The organism is Methanogenium sp. MK-MG (genome assembly GCF_009914725.1).
Taxonomy (GTDB): Archaea; Halobacteriota; Methanomicrobia; order Methanomicrobiales; family Methanomicrobiaceae; genus Methanogenium.
The window spans coordinates 1-2,414 of sequence record NZ_JAAAWJ010000136.1; the positions used below are offsets into that span (position 1 = coordinate 1).

Sequence of the window (2,414 nt, forward strand, 5' to 3'; positions counted from 1 at the left end):
GCCAAGCCCGGACGTCGCATTTGCCTGCGGATCACAGTCAATGACCAGCACACGCCTGCCGCATTCGTGCAGATATCCGGCAATATTTAAACATGACGTCGTCTTTCCGGTACCACCTTTATGGTGGGCAAAGGTTACAATCAAAATTATTTACACCTCATTATTAATCTCAATTATTTTTAGGATTTTTTAGAATTGGATGGGGAAGCTATATAGATTGTATGTTCGATGTAACTTATTCGAATTAACAGAAATTACTGTTTATTAACGTAAAAATCATTTATTGGTTTGAATTACTCCATAATTTTATTTCAGCAATATGCAAAATACTAAATACAGACCCATAAAAATGAACAACAACCACATATGAATGGCACATACCAAATACAATTATTTTATATTAGACTTCAGCTTACAAAAATATCGCAGATCACGAATAATATCAGATTGATTTTACAAGTATCCAATATGTAGCTAAATGTGATCTGAATGTACGAATTGGCATATCGCCCATCATAATCTCCCGTTGTTTCGCTGAAACAAGATCCATTCAGGCAGAAAATGGTCTTCGAATCAGATGGTAAAAAAAGTAACAGTGAACAAACATCGGTTCTGGTCACTCAGAAACAGATGTCTATTTCCTGCATTATATCTCCGGCATATGGTATATGCAGGGCTCTGTCCAGAGACCACATCCAGGGATTTATACTATTTATGTACATCCAGAGAAAGGATACGCCGCGGGATATCATTTTTTTTATCATCGTTGAGCAGTGGATGAAGACATTACATCCTCAATGCCCCGGATAAGGCGCTGGAAATCACTCCGATACGCGACTATCCCTGATGCCTCGTAATAAGGTCACCGAGGATCTTCTCCATATCAAGCCAGATCACCAGTCCATCTTTCCCGCTGTTTTCAACATCCCTGACCATAATAATCCCCTTGATAAATCCATTGATATCGGATGATATATTATCCCCTAACTGCTCGATATCATCTTCGGAGACCGCGTTGACAGAGTGCACCTCGTCAACAATGATCCCGATACCTGACCCTTCGTTCCCATTGGAGACGAGCACAATGATCTTCTGATCCTCGACTTTTTTTCCCTCTTTGAGTGAAAGAAGCTCGTTTATTCGGATGACATTGGTTATCTCACCCCGAAGGTTGATGATCCCTGCTATATACGGTGGTGCGCCGGGGATGGGTGTGATCGGTATCATCTCCACAATCTCCCGCGCAAGGTTGATATCGAAGGCGTAATGTTCGCCCCCGATATCGAATTCCACCACATCAATTGTCGCCATATTCAGTCACCCGGATTTAAACCTCAAACTTATCCATGGTCCGCCTGAGATCAACGGCCATGTCCTTCACCCCGTGGATGGAGCTGCCAATTTCCTCGGTTGAGGCGCTCGCTTCTTCGGCAAGCGAAGCAAGCTCCTCCACCTGCCCCTGGTTCTCACGGGTCAGACGACTGCTCTCTTCCATCGCCTCGACAATGTGGTTCGCCATGTTCGCCTGATCCTCAATAGCTTTGGCAATCTCGTCAATATTCACCCTCATATCCTGGGACCCCTTCACGATCTCGTTGAGCGCCGCAATAGTTTCGTTAACACTCGCTACGCCTGAACCGATCTCAGCGTGGGCAGAACCCATCGCCTCAGCAGTCTTTGCGCTTATTGCCTGGACACCCGCAACCACCTGATCGATCTGCCCGGTCGCCGCCTTGGCCTCCACGGCAAGGTTCCGGACTTCCCCGGCAACCACCGCGAATCCACGGCCGTGTTCACCCGCTCTGGCCGCTTCAATAGCCGCGTTGAGCGCAAGCAGGTTGATCTGGTTTGTAATGTCATTGACCTGCTTGACGACATTGTCGATCTCCTGCATCCGACTGTTGAGATGCTCAATCCCGTCCACGCTCTGCTTTGCAATCTCTTCGACGACATTCATCTTGGCGTTCGCCTCGGCACCGAGTTTCTGGGCCCTCTCACCAATTTCAGCGGTCTGCACCGCATGTTCGTGCACCTCCTGCGAGGTGCTTGCGATCTCCTCGTTACTTGCCGAGAGATCACTAACCTGCCGGTCGACTCTTTCGATCTGGGTGATGAGCGAGTTGCCAAGGTCGGCACAGAGCTGACCGGTCACCGCAACCTGCTCGACTGCCTTTGCAATCTCGTCGGCACCCTGGGTTGTCTCATTGGTAGTTACATCCAGCTGTGCAATTGCGGCATTCATTTCACGGAACGGCTTGTTTATTACATCAAGGGTCTGGTTAATGCCTTTCACAATCTTTGCGAAGTCACCCGCATGCTGTGAGACGTCGGCACGGGCGGTGAGTCTGCCTGCTGTGGCGGCGTCCACCAGCACATTTGTGTCCACCACAAGCAGGTTGATCGCATCAATACAC

3 protein-coding genes are annotated in these 2,414 nt (G+C 48.1%); all 3 read right to left on the reverse strand.

All coding sequences use genetic code 11. From position 1 onward, the window contains the following. The coding region (locus tag MKMG_RS11250; RefSeq protein ID WP_165078034.1) for a ParA family protein at nucleotides 1-147 on the reverse strand (147 nt) is incomplete at its 3' end. 690 nt (nucleotides 148-837) lie between these two features. Then, the gene (locus tag MKMG_RS11255) at nucleotides 838-1,311 is read right to left on the reverse strand and encodes a chemotaxis protein CheW (protein ID WP_165078032.1); all 474 of its coding nucleotides are present in this window, start codon (nucleotides 1,309-1,311) and stop codon (nucleotides 838-840) included. Nucleotides 1,312-1,327: 16 nt separating this feature from the next. Next, on the reverse strand, nucleotides 1,328-2,414 hold a 1,087-nt coding region (locus MKMG_RS11260), incomplete at its 5' end, for a methyl-accepting chemotaxis protein (protein WP_254059179.1).

Excerpts from the sequence above, each read along its gene's own strand:
- MKMG_RS11255 (WP_165078032.1), bottom strand. The coding sequence starts at position 1,311 with ATGGCGACAATTGATGTGGTGGAATTCGATATCGGGGGCGAACATTAC.